The sequence below is a fragment of the Thermofilaceae archaeon genome, from assembly GCA_038731975.1.
In the GTDB taxonomy this organism is placed as follows: domain Archaea; phylum Thermoproteota; class Thermoprotei; order Thermofilales; family Thermofilaceae; genus JANXEW01.
The window spans coordinates 1-18532 of sequence record JAVYQJ010000011.1 but is presented as its reverse complement, the minus strand read 5'-3'; the positions used below and the strand labels follow the sequence as shown (position 1 = coordinate 18532).

16 protein-coding genes are annotated in these 18532 nt (G+C 58.9%); 11 read left to right on the top strand and 5 right to left on the bottom strand.

What is annotated here, in order from left to right; all coding sequences use genetic code 11:
- Positions 1-139: 139 nt before the first annotated feature.
- Genes QXF46_06090 through QXF46_06070 form a run of 5 tightly spaced genes read left to right on the top strand, consistent with a single transcriptional unit; the run spans position 140 to position 6471 of the window.
- A complete protein-coding gene (locus tag QXF46_06090) occupies positions 140-2296 on the top strand; it encodes an ABC transporter substrate-binding protein (protein MEM0226429.1) in 2157 nt (718 codons plus the stop codon).
- A gap of 45 nt (positions 2297-2341) precedes the next feature.
- Positions 2342-3400 (top strand): ABC transporter permease, encoded by a 1059-nt coding sequence (locus tag QXF46_06085; protein MEM0226428.1) that lies wholly within the window; start codon positions 2342-2344, stop codon positions 3398-3400.
- Between the two features lie 9 nt (positions 3401-3409).
- Complete coding sequence (locus tag QXF46_06080) at positions 3410-4504, top strand: ABC transporter permease (GenBank protein ID MEM0226427.1); 1095 nt, start codon at positions 3410-3412, stop codon at positions 4502-4504.
- A 9-nt stretch (positions 4505-4513) separates the two neighbouring features.
- Entirely contained in the window at positions 4514-5512 is a 999-nt protein-coding gene (locus tag QXF46_06075) for an ABC transporter ATP-binding protein (GenBank protein ID MEM0226426.1), read from the top strand.
- A gap of 5 nt (positions 5513-5517) precedes the next feature.
- Complete coding sequence (locus tag QXF46_06070; GenBank protein MEM0226425.1) at positions 5518-6471, top strand: ABC transporter ATP-binding protein; 954 nt, start codon at positions 5518-5520, stop codon at positions 6469-6471.
- Between the two features lie 3 nt (positions 6472-6474).
- Here QXF46_06070 and QXF46_06065 read toward each other — a convergent pair whose 3' ends face one another.
- A complete protein-coding gene (locus QXF46_06065; protein ID MEM0226424.1) occupies positions 6475-7089 on the bottom strand; it encodes a hypothetical protein in 615 nt (204 codons plus the stop codon).
- Between the two features lie 112 nt (positions 7090-7201).
- Between QXF46_06065 and QXF46_06060 the strand changes: the two genes are divergently transcribed.
- The 3 genes from QXF46_06060 to QXF46_06050 all read left to right on the top strand — a co-directional run bounded on the left by QXF46_06060 (position 7202) and on the right by QXF46_06050 (position 12308).
- On the top strand, positions 7202-8650 hold the full coding sequence (locus tag QXF46_06060) for a DUF4832 domain-containing protein (GenBank protein MEM0226423.1): 1449 nt from the start codon (positions 7202-7204) through the stop codon (positions 8648-8650).
- A gap of 99 nt (positions 8651-8749) precedes the next feature.
- The gene (locus QXF46_06055) at positions 8750-11710 is read left to right on the top strand and encodes a glycosyl hydrolase (GenBank protein MEM0226422.1); all 2961 of its coding nucleotides are present in this window, start codon (positions 8750-8752) and stop codon (positions 11708-11710) included.
- A 49-nt stretch (positions 11711-11759) separates the two neighbouring features.
- On the top strand, positions 11760-12308 hold the full coding sequence (locus QXF46_06050) for a DUF488 family protein (GenBank protein ID MEM0226421.1): 549 nt from the start codon (positions 11760-11762) through the stop codon (positions 12306-12308).
- Positions 12309-12396: 88 nt separating this feature from the next.
- Here QXF46_06050 and QXF46_06045 read toward each other — a convergent pair whose 3' ends face one another.
- The 3 genes from QXF46_06045 to QXF46_06035 are packed head-to-tail and all read right to left on the bottom strand — an operon-like array spanning position 12397 to position 13769.
- A complete protein-coding gene (locus tag QXF46_06045; protein ID MEM0226420.1) occupies positions 12397-12792 on the bottom strand; it encodes a type II toxin-antitoxin system VapC family toxin in 396 nt (131 codons plus the stop codon).
- Positions 12774-13019, bottom strand: a complete 246-nt coding sequence (locus tag QXF46_06040; protein MEM0226419.1) for a hypothetical protein — start codon at positions 13017-13019, stop codon at positions 12774-12776. Before QXF46_06040 ends, QXF46_06045 begins: the two co-directional genes overlap by 19 nt.
- 27 nt (positions 13020-13046) lie before the next feature.
- Positions 13047-13769 (bottom strand): glycerophosphodiester phosphodiesterase family protein, encoded by a 723-nt coding sequence (locus tag QXF46_06035; protein ID MEM0226418.1) that lies wholly within the window; start codon positions 13767-13769, stop codon positions 13047-13049.
- 231 nt (positions 13770-14000) lie between these two features.
- On the opposite strand from QXF46_06035, the gene QXF46_06030 reads away from it, so the two are divergent.
- Both QXF46_06030 and QXF46_06025 read left to right on the top strand, forming a co-directional pair.
- Entirely contained in the window at positions 14001-14876 is an 876-nt protein-coding gene (locus tag QXF46_06030; GenBank protein MEM0226417.1) for an ABC transporter ATP-binding protein, read from the top strand.
- Complete coding sequence (locus tag QXF46_06025) at positions 14877-15605, top strand: ABC transporter permease (GenBank protein MEM0226416.1); 729 nt, start codon at positions 14877-14879, stop codon at positions 15603-15605. It abuts the gene before it with no gap.
- Positions 15606-15825: 220 nt separating this feature from the next.
- Here the strand turns inward: QXF46_06025 and QXF46_06020 are convergent, their stop codons facing one another.
- Positions 15826-17013 (bottom strand): MFS transporter, encoded by a 1188-nt coding sequence (locus QXF46_06020; GenBank protein ID MEM0226415.1) that lies wholly within the window; start codon positions 17011-17013, stop codon positions 15826-15828.
- Between the two features lie 125 nt (positions 17014-17138).
- On the opposite strand from QXF46_06020, the gene QXF46_06015 reads away from it, so the two are divergent.
- A partial coding sequence (locus QXF46_06015; GenBank protein ID MEM0226414.1) for a glycoside hydrolase family 2 TIM barrel-domain containing protein occupies positions 17139-18532 on the top strand: 1394 nt, incomplete at its 3' end.

The following is an 18532-nucleotide window of genomic DNA, read 5'->3' as shown; positions in this document are numbered from 1 at the left end:
TTTTCTTTTTCTAGTTTTAAAATATAGGAGTAAGCTTATAAGTAACGATATGGTTGATAGTATTAAAGAAAATTTAGCCCAAAAGGCCACTTTCGTTATAGAAAGCAAGATTTTTAAAGGGGTTGCTGTAGAAGCTGTGATGCAGAATCAGGGTAAGCGAAGTTTAATCTTGGTCGCTGCAGCTGTAATCCTCATCGCGATTGCGGCAGTTGCTGCTTTAATGTTCCTCCAAAAACCGGTGGCTCCTTCCTCGCCGCTAGTTGAGAAGCAACCTGTTGTGAAGCCCCCCTTCCACAAGGCAATCCTCTACGTCGTAGTGAACGATGAAGGTACGAGGATCAATATGTACAAGACGGGTGTTTTCGACATCGCAGCTGTAACGCCCGCGCGCTGGCCCGACGTGAACAACACTCCCGTTGGTAACTTCACGCTTCGTCTCGTGCGGAGGCCGGATCGGCCGGGCCTGACGATACAGTATATAGGTTTGAACCCGATGAGGGAGCCGCTCAATATTCGGGAAGTTCGCTTAGCCCTGGCTTACGCCACACCCTACGACGTGATTTTAAACCAGGTGTTTAACAGGCTGTACACGAGGCTTTACACCATTGTACCCAGGGGATTGACGGGATACACCGAGTTTGGGATTACAAAGTTTGAGTACAACATGACAAAGGCCAAGGAGATCATCGACTCCTTAAGGGCTAAGGGCTTCGATCCTAGCAAGTATACGATCACCATCATCTACAACGAAGGTAATACTGCTCGGCAGCAGATCGCAGCGCTGCTACAGCAATCGTGGGGTGAGCTGGGCTTTAAGGTCGTCGTCGAAGCCTACGCGTGGCCTAAGTACCTCGAGCTCGTGGACCACTTCCAGTACGACGTGATGCTATTAGGCTGGATCCCTGACTACCTCGACCCCGACAACTACCTGATGCCTTTCGTCTATGGCGGCGGTGTATTTGAAGCGATCGATTACCGAGCTAACGTGGCTCCGGCCGATGTGAAGAACCTCCTCGCCTCGGTTGAAGAAGCCATTGAGACGGAGCGCTTCATCGTCGTGGTCGGCCCCAAGGGCACGGGGGCCACATACACGGGGCCGACGAACAAGCCCTTAATAGTGGTGAGCTACAGTGTTGACTGGAGCGCTACTAAGGCCAACTGGGAGAACCCTGTGAGCATGGTGACCCTCGGCGCAGGCGGCCTGAAGGATATAGTCCTAAGCGCTCTCTGCAAGGCCTCGCAGAAAATCGTCGAGCCTGATGTAAGAGAAGCTGTGATACAGGCGGCAGTCATCAAGTTCAACAGGGAGTGCACGCTGATAATGTTGGGCCAGAACATCAGGGGCGAGAACTATGGCAGCTGGGTCTACGGGATGTACTACCCACTATCCACGTTCGCTCGCTACGACCTCGTCTACGAGGACCGGAAGGCTCCGGTTGTCGATACGGGCATTCTCGGCATAAAGAATGATCCTGAAACCATGGTTATAGGTACGATCGGCTGGCCTGACACGTTTGACCCGGCGAAATCCTACGAGTCGTTCGGCTGGGAGATCTTCTGGCACGTCTACGGGCGCCTTGTGACCCTATGGAAGGAGGACACAGAGCCAATACCCGAGCTTGCAGTAGCGTGGGCCTTCAGCAAGAACATGACGGAGCTCTACTTCGTTATCAGGGGTAATGTGGTGGCATACGACCCGTGGAACAACAAGACCTACCCGATCACCGCCGTAGATGCCCTGTTCAGCGTGTGGAGGGCTGTGAGAGCCAATCTGCCTGGCGGGCCGCAGTGGATGATCGACGAGTTTATCGACGTTAACGCCTCCAGCGTCATGACGGAGGCTGAGCTAGACAGCATAGCTAAGAGCAAAGGGCTCGTGACGAGTTTCCGCGGCAGAAGCGCTGAAATAACGAGTTTGGAGGGCCTTCTCAACTTCTTCGGGTATTCTGGACCAACAGCAGGTGTCGTGAGGTTCAAGCTGAGATTCCCATACGTACCGATACTTCAAATCTTCGTGACAGGTGTGGGCTCCATCTTCCCGATGCAGTACGCGTTGGGTGATCAGTACGCCGCAGCCTTGGCTGCCTCGAACAACGGGAGAGATCCCTCGGCGTGGGCAAGGTACGTGAAGCCGGGCACCGACGACGCTGTCTTCAAGCTGCTCTCTACGAAGCCTATTTCAACAGGACCTTACTACGTAGCGGACTACAAGGAGGACAGCTACATACTGCTCAAGTACAACCCGTACTACTGGAACGCTACGCTGTGGCAGGAGCTCTATGGATTTAAGCCGTGATAGTGGCGTGGTGATTTTCGAATTCTTCTTTTTTGGTGGTAAAGCATGGGATTAACCAGTTTTCTTATCAGACGGACAGTCACCTTCATCCCGAGCGTTATCGGTGCGCTCCTGATCACCTACTTAATAGCCTACGTGATCCCGACGGATCCCGTCAGGGCATGGGTCGGGGAAAAGCTGCTCAACCCTGAAACGCTGGAGCAGCTGAGGAAGGAGTACAAGTTCGATGCGCCGTGGTACGAGCAGTTCAGCTTCCTAGTTTACCAGTTGGTAACGGGGCAGCTGAAGGATCCGACGAGGGGTGAGCTCGTGGTAAAGCAGGTGGCCGACCGCTTCCCCATAACGGTGGAGTTGGCCATATTCGCGTTTGCGTTCACGGTGCTGATCGGTATTCCGCTGGGGATTGTAGCAGCCGCTAAGCGCGACAGTTTCATCGACCTCTTCGTGAGGCTCTTCGCACTCGTCGGGAGCTCGATACCGGGGTTCGTGCTCTACTACTTCCTGATCCTCATCTTCTACGTTCAAGTGAGAGCTTCTTTGATGGCCGGCGTCCCAATGTTCTCGCGCTCCTGCGCTCTCACGCTGGAAGGGTTTAGAGATGGTGTTCCTGTAATCGGCTACGTCGCTTGGGCTCTCGGTCAGGTCCCGATATTTGGTGCACTGATGTGCGGTGAGTTGAACGTGGTTTCGGACACCTTCGCGAGGATGTGGCTTCCGGGGTTCGCGCTCGGCGTACTCTCAGCTGGCTTCCTGGCGAGGGTGGTAAGGAACAGCCTCCTCGACGCGCTGAGCTCCGATTCGATTCTCTTCGCTAGGGCGCGGGGGTTATCCGATCTGAGGGTTTGGAGGCACGCGTTGAAGAACGGCTTCGCCCCCATCGTGACCATACTGGGCCTCCACTTCGCCGGCTTGCTGACGGGGGCGATAATCGCCGAAACTGTGTTCAACATACCGGGCGTGGGCAGGTACATATACCAGGGGATCTCCCGCCTCAACTTCCCCGTCATCATCGCGGGGACCTTCCTGTTCTCCCTGGTCTACATCGTTATGAACCTCGTTGTCGACATCGTTTACGCGCTGGTTGACCCGAGAGTGAGGTACTAGGTGGGCTGCATGAACATCCTGTACAAGTCCTCCGTCATGCTTTTGAATAAGTACGCTGAGCTCAGGGAGAGGTTCAGCCCAGGCTGGCTGGAGAGAAACAAATCCAAGCTGCAGGAGATGAAGCTCACGCTGTACGCGCTGACGACCTCCAAGACGGGTGCCGCCGGCCTGGTGCTGGTGCTCGCTACCACCTTCCTCGCCATCTTCGGACCGGCTCTCGCCTGGGAACCCTACGACACGTACCCCGTTTTGAAGAACCCCGCTCTCGCGGGCAGGCTGCCGCATCCCCCCTGCTTGAACGACTGCAGCGGGATGCCCCTGAGCGGAACGGACGTCTATGGGCGCGACATCCTCTCCCTCATCATGAGGGGCTTCCGGATCGCGTTGGTCATGAGTTTCATCATCGTGGTGGCCAGCGCCGCTCTCGGCGTGATCCTAGGCCTGATCTCGGGCTACTTCGGCGGCTTCATCGACGAGGCGATCATGAGGTTCACCGACATGATGCTCGCCTTCCCCGGCCTCGTGCTTGCGATCGCCTTCAGCCTTACGCTGCGCATATCCCTCAGGAACGTCCTGGTGTCTAACGCGGCGCTTACCACAATCCTGGCCGCCCTTTTCGCGCTGAACCCGGCCGACGCGCCGAACATCGCGAACATCCTTTCCCTCTTCGTAGCCCTCATACTGGTCTGGTGGCCGCCGTACGCAAGGGTTGTGAGGGGCTCGGTGCTGACGCTGAGGGAGCAGGGCTTCATCGAGGCTGCGAGGGCTCTAGGCCTTTCAACGTGGAGGATCCTCATGAAGCACGTACTGCCGAACATCTCCTCACCGCTGCTCGTTATGTTCACCTTCGACATGGCCACAGCAGCTCTCTCCTCAGCTGCTCTCTCCTTCCTAGGCTTGGGAGCCCAGCCGCCGGTGCCCGACCTTGGCCTCCTCATCTCGATGGCCGGCCAGTACTTCCCCGAGAGGAGCTGGTGGATCGTGGTGGAGGCCGGTTTCGCCCTGCTGCTGATCTCGCTTGGGTGGAACATGCTGGGCGACGCTCTCCGAGACGTGTTCGACCCCAAGACGAGGAGGTCGATCGAGCTGAAGGCGAAGTTGTAGGTGGCGACCATGGCTGAGATGCCGGATAATCAGGTTCTTAGGGCTCGCGGGCTGACAGTCCGCTTCTATACTTACGCGGGCACCGTCCACGCGGTCACCGAAGCCTACTTGGACGTCTACGAGGGCGAGACCGTGGCCATCGTGGGCGAGACGGGCAGCGGTAAGAGCGTCTTCACGAGGGCGCTGACAGGCCTCATCGAACCTCCGGGTAGAGTGGAAGCGGGGAGCGTGCTGTTCAAGAGGAAAGACGGCACGATCGTGGATCTGGTCAAGCTGAGCAAGGAGGAGCTTAGAGAGATCAGGGGGTATGAGATAGCATACGTGTTCCAGGACCCCAGCAGCGCGCTGGACCCCCTATACACCGCCGGCGACCACATCGTTGAAACTATACTCGAGCACCAGAGGGTTGGGAAGGGAGAGGCGAGGAGGGAGGCCGTCAGACTCCTGAAGGACGTCCTCATCCCGAACCCGGAGGTGCGGGTTAAGAGCTACCCGCACGAGCTGAGCGGTGGGATGCGGCAGAGGGTCGTCATAGCTACGGCGATTGCGAACAAACCCAAGCTCGTGATCGCCGACGAGCCTACAACGAACCTGGACGTAACCGTCCAAGCGCAGATCCTGGACCTGCTCGATGATCTGCGGAGGAAGTACGGGATGAGCGTGATCTTGATCACCCACAACTTGGGGGTTGTAGCAGAGGTGGCCGATAGAGTTTACGTAATGTACGGAGGGAGGGTTGTGGAAACGGCCGATGTCTTCACGATCTTCGAGAGCCCGTCCCACCCCTACACGGAGATGCTGCTCCGTGCCGTACCGGATCCCACTAGAAGGGTGAAGAGGCTTGAGTCTATACCCGGTTCCGTTCCCAACTTGATCGACATGGGACCGGGCTGCCCGTTTGCGCCTCGATGCCCCCACGCAATGGAGGTCTGCGAAAAAGAGTTCCCGAGCGCTCTCCAGCTGGCTGATGGGCACATCGTGCATTGCTGGCTCCATCTCAGGAGGTGATGGCCATGGCGCTCCTCAGGTTAGAGGGTGTGAAAAAGTACTTCCGTGTTAGAGGCTCGCTGTTCAGCACTCTGAAGGCGGTCGACGGAGTGACCTTGGAAGTAGGCCAGGGAGAGACGCTGGGTCTAGTCGGCGAAAGTGGCTGCGGGAAGTCGACGTTGGGCCGACTTTCAATCCTGCTGATCGAGCCGACCGAGGGAAGGGTGCTATTCGATGGGATGGACGTAACAAAGCTGAAGGGGCGAGCGCTCAAGGAGTTCAGGAGGAGGGCTCAGATGGTGTTCCAGGATCCGAACACGTCGCTGAACCCCCGAATGACGATCTATGAGATCCTCCTCGAACCCTTAAACGAGCACGGTATGCTCCCCGACGATCCGGAGTCTTTCATCGTTGAGCAGCTGAGCTTGGTCGGCCTGGGAAAGGAGCACCTCTTCAGGTATCCGCACGAGCTCAGCGGAGGCCAGAAGCAGCGCGTTGCAATCCTGCGGGCGCTGCTCCTCAAACCTTCGCTGATAGTCCTCGACGAGCCCACGTCCTCCCTCGACGTGTCTGTTCAAGCTCAGATCCTAAATATGCTGAAGGATCTGCAGGCTCAGCGTGGGATCTCCTACCTCTTCATCTCGCACGACATCGGCGTGGTCAACTACATGAGCGATAGGATTGCCGTCATGTACCTGGGAAAGATCGTCGAAACAGGGGGTGTGGAAGCTGTCTTCGAGAACCCCGCCCACCCCTACACGAGGTACCTGCTCAGCTCAGTCCCTATACCCAACCCGAAGCTGAGGAATAGGAGGAAGGAGAGGCTGCAGGGAGAACCCCCGTCTCCCATCAACGTGCCGCCCGGCTGCCGTTTCCACCCGCGATGCCCCTTCGCGACCGAGAAGTGCAGGAGGGATGAGCCCTTCTTCACCGAGCTGGGGCGCGGGCACAGCGTCGCCTGCTGGCTCTACGCGAAGTAGGAGCTAATCTCGCGAGACCTTTCTCCAAACATCCTCCCTCATCAGGTAGGCCTCGTGCAGTGCGGATCTAACTCTCTGCCCGCCGAAGATGAAGAAGGCGCGCCTCTTCTCGTCGATTTGCAGCAGAACGTACAGAACCCCCCAGTAGGTCAACCTTTCCGGTTTCACAGCATCGAGCAACGCCTCTACCATCTCGTGCGGCTTAACGAAGCTCTTAAAGAACTCTTCAATTCTCCTGAGCGCCAACCTTGATCCGAGCATCCTGACGGCCGCGTAATCGACGGGCTCGAAGGGTGAGAAAGCCACCGATGCTCCACCGGGTCTACCGCGGAGCGTTTTGATCTCCTGCAAAACCTCCCACCCGCAGGATACCGGTTCAAGCCTTGGCGCGTCTATGGGGGGCTGCGGATGCAGCTCGAGCCGGGAAACTTCGAGCCTTCTCGAAAGCAGCAGCCTAGCAGTCGATGAGCCCGCGAGCGCGGCGGCGAAGCAGTCTACTAGGAGGCACCACCCCTCCTCATCAGCGGGATCCAGTCTCGCGAAGGGGTACCATACGAGCCTCCCAACCCCCTTCAAAGCGCTCTCGCGCACGCCGATGTACGCTAAGCGCACGCTCACACCTAGGACCCCTTCAGCTGGTTTTTACCGCTAGCGCTACCAGGGCTTCCCGAACCCTGTAGCTAAAGTCTCCCCCCGATACTTTGAAAAGCGCGCGCCGGCAAGATGAGCAGTGCATGCCAAGTGGGGCTCCTCGAGATTCCTGAAGCTTATGATACTGCTCCTTCCAGCCGTTATCGTTTTGCCCGCGGCCTTCTGGCTTCTCTACTCCTCAAGCCGCACTGAAGAGTGGAGGAGTATGATCGCGGAGAGGGATCGCCCTTCACCCCCTCCGGGGCGGGATTGGCACACCATCCCGTTCGGGGAAGTCCCACTCGCCAACCCGCTGAAGGGTTTCGTACCCTTCGTTGAAACGGCGCGAGCTTTGAGGGGGCGCGCGCCCCTCCCCTACTCTATGGAGTTCGCGTACGTCCCCGTGAACAGCGTAGTGAAGTGCAACGGCTCAGCGTACTACTTCGACTTCACCCACCTGGAGAACCTTCTCAACGAAGTTGCGGGGCGAGGGCACCAGCTGATACTCCGCTTCTACTTCGACTACCCCGGCCTGCCGACGGGGGTCCCCAGGTGCTTGATTGAAGCGGGGGTTGAGATGAGGAGGTACGATGAGTACGGTGGCGGATTGTCGCCTGACTACGATGACCCTCGCATGGTGAAGCTCATGGTGGAGCTCATCCGGGAGCTGGGTGGGAGGTACGACGGTGACCCCAGGGTAGCGTTTATCCAGGTCGGGCTTCTAGGCTTCTGGGGGGAGTGGCACACCTACCCGCATAACGAGTGGTTCGCCAGCGAAGAAACGCAGCGGGCTGTGCTCGAGGCCTACGATCGAAGCTTCAACGTGACGAGGCTGCAGGTTCGCTACCCGAGCAGGGTAACGCGGGACTACAACGTAGGCTTCCACGACGATTCCTTCGCCTACGCCACGCTGGGGGAAGTGGACTGGTACTTCTACAACCAGCTACGGAGGGCCGGGTTGACCGAAAGGTGGAAGACCGAACCGATCGGGGGCGAAGTCCGCCCGGAGATCCAAGCGGACGTCTTCAGGAGGGCCGACCTGTTCGAGCACTTCATGCAGTGCATTGAAGCTACTCACGCCAGCTACCTACTCATGGACAGGCTCTTCTCCCATCCATACACATCGGCGGAGCTGAGAAGGGCAGCTGAAGCATCCCGGCGGATGGGCTACACCTTCGCTGTGTGTTACGCCTCCGTCGAGCCTCTCCCGGGCGATTCCGTGAGTGTACACGTCGTGGTGAAGAACTTCGGCGTAGCCCCCTTCTACTACGCCTGGCCGGTGGAGTTCGGCATCGTCACGGCCAGTGGGGAAGCAGTCTACGCAGAGGTGAGCGGGAACACGGTTGCAGGGATACTGCCCAACGAGACCGTCGTCTGGTCGCACGTGCTCCACAACGTCTCCCGCTACTGCGGCGAGGGGCGATACTTCGCCGTAAGGGTCCCGAACCCGCTACCCAAGGGTCCGCCCATCATGTTCGCCAACGAAAAGCAGCTGCCTAACGGCTGGCTCCCCCTGATCGAATGCGGGCAGCAAGGTAGGCGCCGCTAGCAAGCGAGCTGCACCCTGGCCTTTGAGCACCCGAATTCACGGCTCGGTTTAGGGACGCTGAGCGGCAAGGCATTTTTACTACCGTGCCCTTTGAGCTGCGTGCTCGACCCTAAACTCTTCGCGGAACCCCCGATGGAGTACCGGGGCGCCCCCTTCTGGTCGATCAACGATAAGCTGGACCCGGAGGAGGTGGCGAGGCAGGTCAGCAGGATGGTTGACGCCGGCTTCGGCGGAGCGTTCTTCCACGCGAGGGAGGGGCTAGTCACCCCATTTCTGGGCGAAGAGTGGTTCGAGGCCTTCAGGGCTGCTGTCGAGGCTGCGAAGCGGTTGGGCGCTTACATCTGGATGTACGACGAGCTGAGATGGCCCTCAGGCTTCGCTGGAGGGCTCGTGCCGGCACGCGACCCTGGAGCAGCGGCTAAAGCACTCGTCGCCGTTGCGTCGGAGAGGGCGTTCAGCGGACCACGCGTTGTCGCCGCTTTCCGGGTGCACCTAGACGAAAAGGGTGTGCCGATCCGCTACGAGAGGGCGGAAGCCGGGGAAGCGGGGAAAGCTCCGCTGTACCTGACGTTCGTCGAGTACGTCGCGCAGCCGGGCGAGACTTGGTACGAGGGCTTCTGCTACGTAGACCTCCTAGACCCGGGCGCCGTGAAGCTGTTCATCGAGGAGGCCTACGAACCGTACCTGAGGTTCAGGGAGGAGTTCGGGCGCACGATACCGGGGGTCTTTACGGACGAGCCGAACATCGAGTCGAGCAGACCCCACCCCCGCGTACAGCTGCCGCCGCGCGGCCCCCGTTTCCCAGCCGTCTCCCTGCCCTGGACCGGGAGGCTGCCGGAGAAGTTTAGGGAGCTGAACGGTTACGACATCGTGGGGAGGCTACCGGAGCTCATCTTCGACTTGGGGGACTACCTCAAGACCCGGTACGACTTCTGGAGAACGGTGACGCTGCTGTTCGTCGAAGCCTTCTCCCGGCAGATCTACGAGTGGTGCGAGAAGCACGGCTTGAAGTTCACCGGCCACTACCTTGCGGAGGATAGCCTCCTGAGCCAGTTGAAGTGCGCGGGCGCAGTGATGCCCCACTACGAGTACCAGCACGTGCCAGGGATCGACCACCTGGGCTTCCAGATCTGGGGCAGCCTGCTGACCGCGAAGCAGGTGGCGAGCGTAGCCAACCAGCTGGGGCGGGAGCGCGTGCTCTGCGAGACGTACGGCTGCACCGGCAACTACCCCACCTTCGCCGACCGGAAGTGGATCGGCGACTTCCTCTACGCGCTCGGCGTCAACCTCCTCAACCACCACCTACTCCCCTACTCGCTGAGGGGGAGGCGGAAGCGGGATTACGGCCTCAACTTCCACTGGGCTCAGCCCTGGTGGAGGTACAACCGCTTAATCGAGGACTACTTCGCCAGGCTCAGCTACGCTCTCTCGCGGGGCGTCAGGGTGGCGAACGTACTAGTCGTTCACCCGATTGGGAGCGCTTGGGCTCTCTACACGCCGTTGGCCGAGAAGAGGGTTGCGGAGCTCGACGAGAGCCTCGGGAAGCTGCTGAGGGAGCTGCTAGCCTTGCACATCGACTTCGAGCTGGGCGACGAGACGATCATGGCGAAACACGCGTCTGTCGAAGGGCGCAAGCTGAGGGTGGGGAGGGCGCTGTACGACGCGGTGATAGTGCCGCCGAGCGTCACAATCGCCTCCACAACCCTCAAGCTGCTCACCGAGTTCGCGAGGGCAGGTGGCACTCTCATCTTCGCGGGAACCCCACCCGAGAGGGTTGAGGGCGTGCCGTCCAGCGAGCTAAAGGACCTCGTGAGCCAAGCGAAGCTCGTACCCTTGGAGAGGGGCTCGCTGGAGGAGGCTCTGAAAGGCGTCCCGAGGCCCGTTTTGATCGAGGGCGACCCCGAGGGCTCTGTCCTCTACCACTTAAGGGGGCTGGACGACGGGTTGCTGCTCTTCCTGGCGAACACGGATAGAGCAGCCTCGAGGAGCTTGAGAATAGGCGTTGAAGGAGCGTGGAAGCCGGAGCTCTGGAACGCGTTCACGGGCGAGGTGCGCGACCTCGGGGCGCGGGAGAGCGAAGGGAGGACGTGGGTTGAGCTGGAGCTCCCTCCTATTGGCTCAGCCCTGATACGCTTTACCCGGGGTGAACCACTGCCACCGGAGCCCAAGCTCAAGCCGGTGCTCGAGGTGACCATAGGAGAGAGCGGCTGGGAGTTGAAGAGGCTGGAGCCCAACGCGCTCGTCCTGGACTACTGCAGGTTCAGCGTTGACGGAGGACCGTGGAGCGATGTTGTACCCGTTTGGCGCGCGCAAAGGCTGATTTCGGCCAGGGGCCTTGGTACGCGCTTCGCTCTCAAGTTCGAGTTCGAGTGCCTAGCCGAGCCCGCCTCTACGGGCGCAAAACTGGTGCTGGAGCAGCCGCACCTCTACGATGTTAAAGTGAACGGTAAGCCGGTGACGGATTGGGAGAGGAGCTGGTTCGACCCGAGCTTTGGGGTTGCTGATGCATCCAGCCTGCTGGTCCAAGGGGTGAACACGGTCGAGCTGTCGGGCACGGTCGGTGTTGAACCGGAGCTGGAGCCCATCTACATCTTCGGCAGCTTCGGAGTGGAGCCGCGGCCTAGAGGGGCTTCGCGGATCGTGGAGGAGAGGAGGATCGTCGACGCCTCCGACCTCTGCCGCGAAGGCCTACCCTTCTACGCTGGCTCGGTGGAGCTGAGGAGGAGCTTCGAGCTCCCAAGCCTCGCGAAGCGGGTCACGCTGAGGTTCAGCGAGTTGAACGCCGCGCTAGCCGAGGTCTACGTCAACGGGGGCAGAGCAGGGGAGGTCTTCCTACCCCCCTTCGAAGTGGACGTCACTGGCTTAGTGAAGCCGGGCGTCAACGATGTTAGGGTTGTGCTCGTCGGGACGCTGAGGAACCTCTTCGGGCCACTCCACTACGCGGGCGGGGACCCCGCGTGGACGGGCCCCGAGACGTTCACCGACGAAGCCCACTGGACCGACGAGTACGTGCTGAGACCCTTCGGCTTCAAAGGTCTAAGAGCAGTCCTCTACGGTTGAGCGCTACTCGGGAGTGAAACTCTTTTTCTAGCCGTACCGCTTCTACGCGGTGCGAGCGTACACGCTCGGTTACGGGGGTGTAAAGCCTGAGCGCTTCCTCGAGATAGTGGGAAGGCTCGGCTGCAGGGTGGTGGTTGACGTGCGCAGGTTCCCCCGCTCAAGCGTCAGCTTCTACACCGGTGAGAACCTGAGAGCGGAGCTGGAGCGGATCGGGGTCTCATACGTCTGGCTCGGCGAGCTGGGAGCGCTTGGATTAAGCAAGAGGTACAGGGTTGCAGAGCCCGTGACGTGCACTAGCTCGCCAACATTCCAGTCGTACGTGGTCTACCTGATGACCGAGCCACAAGCTCTCAGGGCCTTATCGCTGATACGGGGTATGGCTGTTGAAGGTTTGGCCCCGTTGATCATCTGCAGGGAGGGGAAACCCGAGTACTGTCACAGGCAGTTCATCGCTGACGCGCTCACCGCGATGAACGTGGAGGTGGTGCACATCATAGGGGAGAAATCGGTAAAGCACACGGGCTCACCCTGCTACAGCTACGTAGCTGCTAAGCTCGCTTCAAGCGTTTACATGAAAAACACCTCGACGAGTGCGTAGCCTGACGCGAGGTTCCGGTAGCACTTATTGATTTAAGGCTTCTCTTCTTCAGGACCAGTTTTCCTCTATAACAGATGCTGGAAGGCGGTTACAGTTCGGTGAGGATTTTTAGCCCGAAGTTCCTCAGCTTCTCGTAGTGCCCCAGGTCTCTGGAGAGTAGCGGGGCATCGAGTGCGAGAGCGGTTGCCGCGATTAGAACGTCAGCTTGTGGGATTGAGAAGCCCTGCTTCCTGAGTTGAACGTCCAGTTCCATCGCCTTGAGCGTGATCCGCTGGTCGGGGTAAACAACTGTGAAGAGTTTCTCGATTAGCTCCTTCTCCCTCAAGTAGTCGCGGCCGATGTAGAGGTACCCCCACAGGTACTCGTAGAGGGCGACGGAGGGTACAAACACCTCAAACTCCAGGAGTTTCAGCAGGAGCCTCTCGTTCCCTCGCTCAAAGACATCGATTAGGATGTTCGTATCGACTACGATCTTCTCAACCACACACCCTCCTCCCTCAGCCTCTCTCTCAGCTTCGCTAGAGCTTCAACCTCCTCCCTGCTCAACTGCTTGCTTCTCACGTGCTCCAACGCTTCGACGGCGAGAGCCTTTTTGGAGAGCTCCGCCAACCTTCTCACTGTCTCATCCATCGTTCTGCAACCCATCTTCTGCTTCAACTCTACAAGGATCCTGTAAGTCTCCTCGGTAACCGCAACGGTCTTCTTCGCCATCAAGAGCGAAAGCGGTGTACCAATATATCAATGTATCGGTGTACCAGTGTACCCACGGAGCGGAATGATCAGGTCAGGGTAGTTTGACGCGACGCCGTCCACCCCCCTACCCTTCAGCTCGGCCGCTAGCGCCGGGTCGTCCACCGTCCAGGCTACAACCATCAGCTTCATCCTGTGGGCGAAAGCGACGGCTTTCTCCGTCGCCAGCCGGAAATGCGGGAGCACGAACTCGCAGCCTAAGCGCTTCGCTTCAACAATCCCATCTCCCGGTTTGGCGTAGATGAGACCGATATGCGCACGCGGCTCCGCCCTCTTCACGGTGGATAAGGTTTGTGCGTCAAAGGAGATGAAGAGCACCTGATTGAGCATACCGCGATCCAACACTAGGTGAAGCGCCGGCTCTGCAGACTCAATCTCCTTCAATTCGAGGAAGAGCGCAACCCTCTCCTTCACCTCATCGAGAACCTCCTCGAGCAGCGGGATTCTCTCCCCTTTGCCAGCATCCAGCCTCCTCAGCTCAGCGACGGTCATATCACGTACCCTCCCGCGACCATTCGTCGTCCTATCCAAGCTATCATCGTGGATCACGACGGGTACCCCCTCCTTGCTCACTCTCACGTCGACCTCCACTGCGTCAACGCCGATCTCAATGGCTCTTCGAACAGCCCTCAGAGTATTCTCAGGCTCGTAACCGCTAGCCCCCCTATGCGCGACAACAAAGAACCTGCCCTTCAACTCTTCGATAAGCATCGATTAGCCTCAATAATCCTGATACTTATAAAACGATTCATGAGGCAAGCGAGGAAAGGACTTCGAGACAGAATCACAGAATAGACGATCATATCATTTCCGATTGAAGCCCATCGATTGGGTGAGACCATTCTCAGCCCCGATCGGGCAAAAATTGCTACATCCTGTATAAGTCTGATTTTATGTAAGGGAAAGTTTATATGTATAGTCGGGTTGAGGGGTGCGGTGAGGATGGGCGTAGAAGCGGTCGGGTTGGGTAAGCGGTTTGGTGAGACTTGGGGGGTTAGGGAGGTAACTCTCTCCGTGAAAGCTGGATCCGTAGCTGTTCTTGCGGGACCTAACGGCGCCGGTAAGACTACTACGACGAGGATTCTAACAACGTACTATAAGCCGGACAAGGGTTGGGCTCGAGTTTGCGGCTTCGATGTTGTGAGGGAGTTCCGGGAGGTGAGGAGGAGAGTGGCGTACCTGCCGCAGGGCTACGGGGTTAGCGGGGATTTGACACCGGAGGAACTAGTCGTAGCTTCACTCATGATTAGGGGGTTTAGCTACTTCGAAGCTAAAAGAGCCGCACGGGAGTGGCTAGAGGAGTTGGGTCTCTGGGAGATAAGGAGTAGGAGGTTGTGGGTGCTCAGCGGTGGGGAAAAGAGGAGGGCTGTCGTCGCGTCTGTCCTAGCGGAGCCAGCAGAGGTCTACTTCCTGGATGAACCGACGACGGGTATAGACGTTGAGGGGAGGTACGAGGTGCTCAGGGTTATCAGGAGGGCGGCCGCGAAAGGCGCTACGGTTTTCATGACTACGCACAACCTATCTGAGGCTCAGCTAGCCGCTGATGAGGTTTTCTTCATTAACGCTGGTAGGACGGTTCTCTCGGGAAAGCCCTCCGCTCTGCTTGAAGCGTTTCCCTGGAGGTACAAAGCGATCGCTGACAGAGGCAACGGGAGTCTAGAGGGCCTCCCGCACCTCGATCTAGGCGACAAGGTGGTGATCTACGCGAAGGCGAGGGACGAACTTTTCAGCCTGCTCGGGGAGCTAAAGCTGACCATCTACGAGGTGCGCGAAGTTGACCTGGAGGATATCTACCTGCACGCGGTGAGGGTGAGGTAGATGGGGTGGGTTTGGAGGATCCAGGGCGTAGCTTTTAGGCAGTTTGTGCTGTTCAAGAGGCAGTGGATGTGGCTGGCGCAATCCGTAGTGGCTACACTGGGCCTTATAGCAATCTTCGGTCTATGGGGAGGAGTTGAAGCCTTAAAGCACATGGTGGTAGTCCTCCTAGTGGTAAGCGGCTGGAACATAGGCTTGAACATCGCAGCTCAATCCATCGGTTGGGATAAGGTATCCTTCGAATACGAGAAGATGGTTGCATCACCCTTGAACCCCCTAGAGTACATGTTGGGCTCCCTGATCGGCGTATTCCTACCTTTCTTCGCCAGCGAGCTTCCCCTAGCCCTCCTACTGGCCGCATTAACCGGCGTGAGCCTCCAGGGTCTTGCTCTAGTCATCCTCCTGTCGATTCTGGGCATGTTCCTAGGTCTATTCCTCTCCCTCTCGATAGTTTTGAGGCTGAAAAACCCCATGAACATTTCAGCCGTAACAAACCCGCTGGCAACTCTTACAACGATGCTGCCCCCCGTCTACTACACACCTTTAATGCTCCCCGAACCTTTACGCGCAGCTTGCATAGCAGTTCCGACAACCGTCCTAGTCGACCTGGGTAGAGCGGCAACGATGCAGGCACACGCGTACCCAATCCCCCTCTCCCTAGCCAGCCTCGCTGCCTGGACAATCGCTACGGCCCTACTAACGAAGTTCAAGCTCAAATGGGGCCTAGAGTAGCTGTGCTACCGGTTTAACCTTGAAACTTACGCCAGCGCTTCCCCACACATCGTATCGAGCGCGCGACCCCCCTGCCCACTCTGGGCGACCCTAATCGAGAAGTTCGCACCGCGATGCAACGCTGTTCGACAATCGTCAGGGAGCTTTCCTTACCGGCTGCGGGGTCCTCGCCGTTTGAGACTGGTGGTCGATTCTCGCTGAAATCGAGTGCATCCCGGGTTCACTGGCACGTCTTTCTAAGCATGGCTAGAGTTGCGATCTGCGTGAGCGTGGCTGCCAGTGCGAGAAGCCAGATGGTGACAGGGTGGAAGCTGTAGAGGAGCCCCGCTAGCACTGGCGCTGGGACGCTGACGACGTTGCTGAGCGTGTAGGAGAGGGTTATCGCGTGCCCCCTCTCCACGGCTCCCCCGCCCAGCAGGGCGATGAACAGAGCCCTTGAAACGGAGAACTCAGCCCCGCGCAACCCCGATAACGCGGCAGCGGCAAACGCGAGCTGGGGCACCACGCTCGACAGCGAGAAGAGCGCGTACGCCAGCGAGCCCGCGGCGGCCGATAGGATCAGGTACCTGAGCGGGTTGGGCGGTCTCACAGTGACCGTTAGGACGGCTAGCAGGGAAACAAGCGATGAGATCGTTGAGACGAAGCCGACCTCCTCGACGCTCATCCTAGCCCCCCTCTCGTCGTGCAGGTATAGGGAGAGGTAGCCGAAGACCGAGTAGAGGATCGAGGACAGTACGAAGTAGAGCAGGAGCATGCTGGCGCTCCTATCCGAGAGAACCGCCTTGATCGATCGTGTGAAGCTGGGCCGGCTTATACCATCCCTAGGGGCTCCTTCGCGGGGCTCCTCCAGAGCGAGGGCGAGGACGGCCGTCTTGGCCAGGAAGCTGGCGAGAGCAGCGAAGGCGACGAGCCTGTAGCCCTCCACGATCCCCATCCGCTCCATCACCATCCCCGCCAAAGGCGGGAGCGAGCTGCCAGCGATGTAGATCACCGACGGTACCGAGTAAGCGGTCACCAGAGCCTCCTCGTCGGTACCCGTTACGAGGAGCACCTCCCAGAGGATGGCTGAAGCGGAGAGCAGCGAGCTGGCCACGAAAGCCAACGGTAGGAGCTCGCGCCTTCCTACGATGAGGGGGGTGAGGAAGCCCACGTTCGCCAGCAAATCCAGCACTAGGAAGGCCCTCTTGAAGCCCAGCCTGGATGCCACGGGGACGGCGGTGAGAGGAGCCAGGATCGAGAACCCCCTCGAAACGCTCATCAGAAGCCCGTACTCAACCTCCCGGAATCCCAAAGCCGTCATGTAGAGGGCTTGGTAGTAGAAGACGGAGGGCATTGGGATCGACCAGCCCAACTCCGTTACGAGCAGCCACTTAGCGTTCCTGCCCAGCCTGCCCTTGCGCTTAAGCACACCCCACCACGCCCCATACAGTTTAAAACTGTAGGCTGAACATTCAGAGCATCAACTGCGCGAATTGAACCCCCTCAGATGCCTCCGGTGTTTTCGCAGGTTCGCCGGAAAGCTATAGTACCTCGGTGCTCCTCCTGGTGGATGTGAAGGTCGATTACAGGCCTAAGCTGGATCTGAGTGGTTTCTGGAGGTTTAAGCTCGACCCCTCGGATGAGGGGGAGGGGCTGGGGTGGTACAGGAGGTTCGATGCTACCAGCGTCATTTACGTGCCATCATCGTGGAACGAGCAGAACCCGGAGTGGGATGCCTACTGCGGTGTAGCGTGGTACGCGAGGAGCTTCTACGTGGACGAGATGCTGAGGGGAAAGCTGGCTTGGCTGGTCTTCAAAGGGGCCGGTTACCACGCGAAAGTCTGGCTGAACGGCGCGTACCTGGGTGAGCATGAGGGGTCTTACACGCAGTTCAGGCTGAACGCGTCGAGCGCCGTGAAGTTCGGGGATCTGAACTTGCTCGTGGTAAAGATCGATAACCGCCCCGCCCTCGATAGGCTGCCGCCGGCTCTCTCCGCGAACAGGACAGCCTTCGACTTCTACCTCTACGGGGGGATCTACAGGCCCGTCTACGTCGAGTTCACAGAGCGGGAGTACGTAGAGTCCGTGAGGGTGCGCACCGACCACCGCGGCTGGCTCTCTGTCAACGTGAAAGTATGTAGCGGTGATGCGGAGGTGCTCATACAGCTCTACGACGAGAAGCGGGACCTGCTGCTCTCGGAAAGGGTCGGCTGCAGGGAAGGCATCGCAACGCTCGATCGAAGAGTCGAGGGTGTAAAGCCGTGGTCCCCGGACGAGCCGAACCTCTACACGCTCCGCGTCAGCTTGCTGAAAGGCGGTAAACCCGTCGATACGGTTGAGGAGAGGATCGGCTTCCGGAGCGTGCGCGTCGAAGGTGGGCGCGTCTACCTGAACGATAGGCCCGTCTACCTGAAGGGTTTCGGTAGGCACGAGGATTACCCGGGGACGGGGAAGCACGTGCCCGGAGCCGTTCTCGTGAGGGACTTCTACCTCATGAAGAAGCTCGGAGCCAACTCTTTCAGGACGACTCACTACCCGTACAGCGAGGAGCACTTGGACTTGGCCGACGAGATGGGCTTCCTCGTGATCCTTGAATCGACGATCTGCCTCTCCGGCTTCCCCGGGCTGCTCCCGAACCAGGAGGAGGCGAGGAAGTGGTTCAAGGACCCGAGGATCCTCGAGAAGGCTAAAGCCGTCATCAGAGAGATGGTGGAGGAGCACGGGAACAGGCCTTCAGTGATAATGTACAGCGTCGCCAACGAGCCGCCCACCTACTGGGAGGAGGCCGCGCGGTTCGTGGGGGAGCTGATCGAGTACGCGAAGCAGCTGGACCCCTCCAGGCCTGTCACGTTTGCCTCGCTCGCGCACTCAAGGGATAAAGCGCTGGGGTACGCGGACGTAGTATCCCTCAACCTGTACTACGGCTGGTACACGGAGTGGGGCGACAT

Excerpts from the sequence above, each read along its gene's own strand:
- QXF46_06030 (MEM0226417.1), top strand. The coding sequence starts at position 14,001 with ATGGGCGTAGAAGCGGTCGGGTTGGGTAAGCGGTTTGGTGAGACTTGG.
- QXF46_06075 (MEM0226426.1), top strand. The coding sequence starts at position 4,514 with ATGGCTGAGATGCCGGATAATCAGGTTCTTAGGGCTCGCGGGCTGACA.
- QXF46_06090 (MEM0226429.1), top strand. The coding sequence starts at position 140 with ATGCAGAATCAGGGTAAGCGAAGTTTAATCTTGGTCGCTGCAGCTGTA.
- QXF46_06070 (MEM0226425.1), top strand. The coding sequence starts at position 5,518 with ATGGCGCTCCTCAGGTTAGAGGGTGTGAAAAAGTACTTCCGTGTTAGA.
- QXF46_06040 (MEM0226419.1), bottom strand. The coding sequence starts at position 13,019 with ATGGCGAAGAAGACCGTTGCGGTTACCGAGGAGACTTACAGGATCCTT.
- QXF46_06085 (MEM0226428.1), top strand. The coding sequence starts at position 2,342 with ATGGGATTAACCAGTTTTCTTATCAGACGGACAGTCACCTTCATCCCG.
- QXF46_06035 (MEM0226418.1), bottom strand. The coding sequence starts at position 13,769 with ATGCTTATCGAAGAGTTGAAGGGCAGGTTCTTTGTTGTCGCGCATAGG.
- QXF46_06080 (MEM0226427.1), top strand. The coding sequence starts at position 3,410 with ATGAACATCCTGTACAAGTCCTCCGTCATGCTTTTGAATAAGTACGCT.
- QXF46_06025 (MEM0226416.1), top strand. The coding sequence starts at position 14,877 with ATGGGGTGGGTTTGGAGGATCCAGGGCGTAGCTTTTAGGCAGTTTGTG.